The sequence below is a fragment of the Pantoea sp. UYEF8 genome (assembly GCF_040546285.1).
Lineage (GTDB): Bacteria > Pseudomonadota > Gammaproteobacteria > Enterobacterales > Enterobacteriaceae > Pantoea > Pantoea brenneri.
The window spans coordinates 22,713-28,712 of record NZ_JBEPNM010000023.1 but is presented as its reverse complement, the minus strand read 5'-3'; the positions used below and the strand labels follow the sequence as shown (position 1 = coordinate 28,712).

At 43.7% G+C, this 6,000-nt stretch carries 5 protein-coding genes and 1 pseudogene; 3 read left to right on the top strand and 3 right to left on the bottom strand.

Annotated elements, in window-relative coordinates; all coding sequences use genetic code 11:
• Positions 1–90: 90 nt before the first annotated feature.
• A pseudogene (locus tag ABIB18_RS22770) lies at positions 91–348 on the top strand (integrase core domain-containing protein); the annotation flags it as partial.
• Between the two features lie 570 nt (positions 349–918).
• Positions 919–1,101: a hypothetical protein gene (locus tag ABIB18_RS22765; RefSeq protein WP_354475846.1), complete on the top strand. Its 183-nt coding sequence runs from the start codon at positions 919–921 to the stop codon at positions 1,099–1,101.
• 331 nt (positions 1,102–1,432) lie between these two features.
• On the opposite strand, the gene ABIB18_RS22760 is transcribed toward ABIB18_RS22765, so the two are convergent.
• From ABIB18_RS22760 to ABIB18_RS22750, 3 genes are all read right to left on the bottom strand, one after another.
• Entirely contained in the window at positions 1,433–3,436 is a 2,004-nt protein-coding gene (locus ABIB18_RS22760) for a DUF6311 domain-containing protein (RefSeq protein WP_354475844.1), read from the bottom strand.
• Between the two features lie 61 nt (positions 3,437–3,497).
• Positions 3,498–4,409 carry a glycosyltransferase family 2 protein gene (locus ABIB18_RS22755; protein ID WP_354475842.1) on the bottom strand — a complete coding sequence of 304 codons (912 nt, stop codon included), beginning with the start codon at positions 4,407–4,409 and terminating at the stop codon, positions 3,498–3,500.
• Positions 4,406–4,765: a GtrA family protein gene (locus ABIB18_RS22750; protein ID WP_312056496.1), complete on the bottom strand. Its 360-nt coding sequence runs from the start codon at positions 4,763–4,765 to the stop codon at positions 4,406–4,408. Before ABIB18_RS22750 ends, ABIB18_RS22755 begins: the two co-directional genes overlap by 4 nt.
• A gap of 532 nt (positions 4,766–5,297) precedes the next feature.
• Here ABIB18_RS22750 and ABIB18_RS22745 point away from each other — a divergent pair.
• Positions 5,298–5,429 carry a hypothetical protein gene (locus ABIB18_RS22745; protein ID WP_279811450.1) on the top strand — a complete coding sequence of 44 codons (132 nt, stop codon included), beginning with the start codon at positions 5,298–5,300 and terminating at the stop codon, positions 5,427–5,429.
• The last annotated feature ends 571 nt before the right edge of the window (positions 5,430–6,000 follow it).

Here is a 6,000-nt window from a genome sequence, read left to right as displayed (position 1 = left end):
ATATCTCACGGGAAGTATATACATTACTGCGAAATCAAAACAGGCAGATCAACAGCACCCCGTTAACGGCTTGACTCTTAGAAGGGCGTCCAGGGCAGTCATTATACAAGCAGACAGGGCCGGCAGTTACTGGGGCGATACCGGCTCAGACAGAGTATGAGTCGACGTGGAAACAGCTGGGATAACAGCCCGATGGAGCGTTTCTTCAGGAGCCTGAAGAATGGGTGGGTGCCAGTGGCTGATTACGTAAGCTACAGCGATGCTGCCCATGAGATAACAGATTATATCGTTGAGTATTACAGCGCACTCAGGACGCATGTATATAACGGCGGGTTTCAACCCAACGAAAAATTTGGCTCGGGTAAAAATGGGTTTACCGGCGGAGACCCTCAGACCGGTGAGCTGTCTACAGCGCTGGATGCAAACTTTTTTGATGCAGTTCAGGAAGAAATAGCAAGAACGATTGAAGCGGCTGGAGTTACTTTAAACAAGAGTGACAATAATCAGCTTCTGTCAGCAATTCGCGCCTTGATAGGGTAGCTGATCACCAAAAAACTTTCACCGGGAGTGGCTCTTTTACGGTTCCTGCTGGCATCAAAACAATCTATGTCTCTGGCTGCGCAGGTGGTGGCGCTGGGCAAGAAAATATCAAGGTTCCTTACAACGTAACACCCGATCAGGCTATTTCTGTTACTGTTGGTTTGGCGGGAACGGCGGGGGCAAGAAGTTCATCGGGCGGCACTGGAGGCCATGGTGGCAATATAATAGTCGGTAGTCTTGTCGCATTGACCGGCGGTGCAACCGGTAGCGGAGGCGCTAACGCAACTGCTGGAGCTGGCAAAGCCGCGGCAGGCGGCAACTCTGGCGCTGGTGCGCCTGGGGGCACATCAGGTCAGGATGTCATTGCAGGAACGCTAGGTGGTTCCGGTGGTGCCGGCGCGTCAGGCCCATTCGGTGGCGGGGCTGCACGATCCGGCAATGCTGAAGCAACCGCCGCCGACGGCAGGTCGGCTTATGGTTATTGAGGTGGCGGTGGGCGGTATACCACTTCAGACAGCACGACTGGTGGTAATGGCAGCGCTGGTTCAGGCGGAATTGTAATTATTGAATGGTGATTGAAATGGGTGATGAAGCATAAGTGCGAAATTGGGCGCTGATTAGCAAAAAAATTGTGTTGAAAATCGGGTGATTTGGGATGGTGAACCCAGGTTGATTTTGGCGATGAGTTGACTGCTGTTGAAGTTCCTTAAGGTGCATATATCAGCACGGGATTCACCTTCAGCAACAGTGAGTTTGTCGCACCACCGCCGACCCAATAAGAACAGCAGCAGAACAAAGAACAGTTAATCGCGGCCAATGTGGCAACAAAACAAATGCTATTTGATACTGCTACGTTGCCATGATGAATACTCCCCTCCATGAGGGGAGTGTTTTAGAGAGAATAATGAGAATGATCTTGGGTGCTATTTTTTATAGATAAAATTCCAATGCCAATTATTCGGGCATCGTTGTTTAATCCTACGCTACGAGGTGTAATCGCATCAGGGGTCTCAATAGTTAACATGGAAACCTTTTGGGTTGCCTTGTTTGCCCACTCAAGATTTACTTCATCGATTCCACTTGAAACCTTTTCTTTTATTAGCTCCCCATCAACTTTGAATATAACTCGTTGTGTTGGGTTTTTTGAAGTAGTAAATACATTATATTTTAATGATACTTTATTTGTTTCCGTTTTGCTATTAATAAGCACAGTGGTGAATCTGGCTCCATTCCAAAAGCCTAATGGCTCGGAAATCCCCCAGAACCTCGGGAATATAACATATGAATTTAAATTTTTCGGTTTGATTAATTGGCATTGTTCGCAATTTTTCAAATGAGGAGCAAGGACATTTAATCCATCTATTCTATACACATTGTCACCCTTTTTTAGGTGAACCATATTTACAATATCATCCCGGATAATATATACAGTATCATCATCATACTCGCCATATACAATATCATGAATAATAGATTCATTCATTTCATCCGCTTTAAAATTGCTAAAGCGCGCCATGTAAACTGCGTCTGTCGGGATCTTGTTTTCTAAAGCAATCAATGACACAGTTTGCCAGTGACGACCTCTGTTTTCAAAGGGCACATACCTTATAGCTTTGTAAGATTTAATACCTTCTTTCCAAAAGCTATTGGATAGGTTTTGTTCTGAACCATGCTCGCGATGAAAGTAAAAGTTTTCGCGGGAATAACCCTTACTAATGTCTGCAATTTGTAGTAGAGCAAACGATGTAAAAAGAATCATGGCAGTCTTATGACTACATTTCTTAAGAACAACGATCATTGAAGCTGATATGGCAATATAAGTCACGCCCCAAAAAAAACGTGCAGAACCCCGCAATATGGAAAGGGAATCTAGTAGTTTGTAAGGGAGTGGGACAAAAAAAGAATATTTTCCCAATTCAATATTATTTGTTGTTGCTATAACTATAAGTGTAAAGCAAGATGCAGATAATGCGGCTTTCTTCCTGTTTAATTTGGTTCTCCTCACCTCTGGCAGTATTAAAAAAAATGCTGTTAAAGCTAGCAATATAACACCCAAGCCCCAATAATTCATTGACTCAAAAGGCGATGAACCTAGCTTGTTAGTTGAAAGGAATAATGACCAACCAGAGGTCATGATTGGCGAGAGTAAATTATTGTTATAAGCACCAAAACCTCCACGATCAGAAACATCATCAACCGTAAAGTAACCCAATGTAAACAAAGTTAGCGCCACCATCACAAAGGCTAAAAGCGCTTCTATTGCTACTGGCTTTAAGGATGTCTCCTTAAAAGCTAATTTTGAAATTAGGTTGTAAAACCATATGATCATAACCATCATTGCTAAATAAAAATGTATGCTGCATGCCAGGCAAATCAGTAAAGGCCACTCAAAAAGATTATTTTTATTCCTTTTCAGTGTTAAATATAAAGCAGCAAGCAATAAAAAATGAGCCATAAGATTTATGTGCGCAACACGATTAATCCATGCTGGAGTAAACATAAAAACAAGAGTTCCAGCTATGCATATAGCATTACTGGATGTATAGATCTTTATTATATTCCATGCAAACAAGGATTGAAGTAAGCAGCAAGTTAATAGCCACACTCCGAAAAACTGAAATGTGTCTGGGAGTATTCCTGAAAATATTTTAAAAATTATTGAAAGTAGTGGGTTGGAGTCCGTAAAAACTATTGAGCTACTAACATCTAAGCCATAGTTATTTGACAAACCAATAACCGGAAAATTCCAGCCTGAATACCTAAAGAACTCCCAGCCTATATAGTTTTGAAGCCCGTCACCCCCACCAAGCCAGGATATGTTTGTAACGCCTAGCGGCCTAAAGCCATAGATATACAAAAAGAAAAAAACACCAAGTAGTACAGGTATAAAATTCATAAATTTAATGCTGTGAGAACTTTTGTAATCAGGTGGAGTACAAGGTTTTCTTAATATTGAATTATTTTCCATTTTTTAAAATATATCTCGGTCTTTGTTTGATCTCAATGTAAATTCTGCCGACATATTCTCCCAATACACCGACCCCAATTAACTGTACGCCGCCTAAGAATAATATTGACGCCATTATTGATGGATATCCTCTAACTGGATTTCCAAAAATTAATGTGTCAGCAATCAAGTAGGAAGCATAAATAAAAGATATCCCAGCTATGATTAAACCTAAATAAGTCCATACCCTTAGAGGGAACGTCGAGAATGATGTGATCCCTTCCAGTGCCAGATTCCATAGCTTCCAGCCATTAAATTTTGAAGTTCCAGCAACACGTTCTGCTCGCGCGTATTCTACGACGTCTACTTTGCCACCAACCCAAGAAAGAATACCTTTCATGAAAAGGTTTCTCTCTTGAAGCAGTTTTATGCTCTCAACGACATCACGTGACATGAGACGGAAGTCCCCTACATTTTCTTCAATTTTCGGGGAGCTTATTTTATTGTGAAGGTGATAGAACCACTCCGCACTTTTTCTTTTAAGATGACCATCGCTTGTACGGTCAGTTCGTTTCGCTAAAACCATATCGGCCCCATTTTTCCACGCCTCTATCATGCGAGGAATAACATTGATAGGGTCCTGCAAATCAACGTCAATAGGGATGACTGCATCACCAGTGGCGTATTCTAGCCCGGCAAAAAGAGCGGGTTCTTTTCCAAAGTTTCGCGTGAAAGATATTGGCTTCACAGAAGGATCAGATATTGCGAGTGCATTGATTATTGCCTCTGTGCCATCACTGCTTCCATCATTCACGAAAACGATTTCAACATCCCATTCTTCAAGAGAGTTCCGGACTTCTCGATAAAAAATTGGAATTGCTTCTTCCTCGTTAAAAACTGGAACCACAAGAGAAATTTTCATGATTTTTCCTTAAAAACAATAAATTTCGAATATATGAATCCGCACAAAAGACTTATGAAGGAGAAAACAACCAGCGTCATGATGGGGTTTGCTTTGGTGCGATCTGCATACAGGCCGACAGCTGACGCCATGCCACCCATGAAGAAGAGGTAAAGCAGGTAACGAATAGTGGTTGCTTCAGCATTGAAGGTCCATTTTGCGTTTGCGAAGAAGGAAAAAGTGACGGCGCAGCAGAAAGCGGCAAAATTCGACAGAGACTGAGACTGCCCATGAGTGTAGAAAGCAGTGAATACAACCCAATGGATTAGTGTGTTGACCACACCTACAGAGGCGTATCGGGCAAAAAGCTTAATCATGTGATGACCTATATTTCAGAATGCGCCGGATCTTGTCATCCAGTTAAAGCTAAGGCAAGTATTGATAAGATATGTAACAGCATAAAAAAGCCCCGGCGACGGGGCAGAGGTAACCCGCACCTCTCTCAGTAGGCTGCGGTGTATGCTTAAAGCATAGCCACTTTCCGCGGCATCCATCAAAACAACCTCCTTCCATATCAACATTTTAGCTTATGTCTTTTCCGTCTCGTTTGATCGAATTCGCCGATTGATTTTACTGTATATAAATACAGTATTCATCAGGGGCCATCATGCCACACGACTACGCAATCAAAGGTGCCTTTTTTCAGGCCATAATCAGAGTCGGCATGGGCCGGCGAGTGGCCACCACCGGAACATTCCAGCGAAAACTTGAGGCGTTCAACCACATATGGACGCTGTAATAGTGCAATTAGTGGATACGGCGCGAACAGAACATGTTCAAAGAGCTGTTAACTGATGGCGATGAAAACCGCACTTACGCACTGATTAACATGGGATATGTGAGGTAACTATGGGCTTTCTATCTCCTGCGCAGGACCATGTTGAGCAGCGGCTTAACCTGAACGATATTCTGATGCCGAACCCGGCCAACACGATACGCATCGAAACGCCGGAAGGATTTGTGCTGTTGATCGTTCTATAACGCCCAGCCCTGGCGACACAGTTGCTTATCAGCTTGAGGATTATCCGCAGTTTGGGAAACTTTTCCCGAGCGGCGGCATCACTCAGGGCGGCGCGACGATCGACGGTCAGGGGCTTAATGGGACAGTGGTGCCCGGGAAGGTGAAGACGGAAGTGCTGGCTGTTTATTAGCCATACATTCAGACAATCTGAAAGCGGTCATTGGTGCATCTATGGAAAAACAAGTGCCGCAACCTTCCTTAATCAGCGGCAACTGACCAGTAAGCAAATGCAGCAATGTTCAGGTGGTACGCGATCTGAGCTATCCCTTAATCAACTCTTGAGTCCCCACCAACGCACAATACATATGCAGGATTAGCAGGACTGATTGAATCCGACGTAACGCACTGTTGAAGACTGGCGGAAAAAATCCACTGTCAGGGCGCTAAGCGCGCTGACCTGCTCACAGCTATTGCCGCGTTCAAACCGCTGGCGGACTTAGCGGCATCTGAACCTATAGTAGGGCGGTAATATCTGTAACCGCGCCATCCATAATAACATTCATCAGTTATACTGCTGGCTGACGAGGATCG

Excerpts from the sequence above, each read along its gene's own strand:
- ABIB18_RS22760 (WP_354475844.1), bottom strand. The coding sequence starts at position 3,436 with ATGAATTTTATACCTGTACTACTTGGTGTTTTTTTCTTTTTGTATATC.
- ABIB18_RS22755 (WP_354475842.1), bottom strand. The coding sequence starts at position 4,409 with ATGAAAATTTCTCTTGTGGTTCCAGTTTTTAACGAGGAAGAAGCAATT.
- ABIB18_RS22750 (WP_312056496.1), bottom strand. The coding sequence starts at position 4,765 with ATGATTAAGCTTTTTGCCCGATACGCCTCTGTAGGTGTGGTCAACACA.
- ABIB18_RS22745 (WP_279811450.1), top strand. The coding sequence starts at position 5,298 with ATGGGCTTTCTATCTCCTGCGCAGGACCATGTTGAGCAGCGGCTTAAC.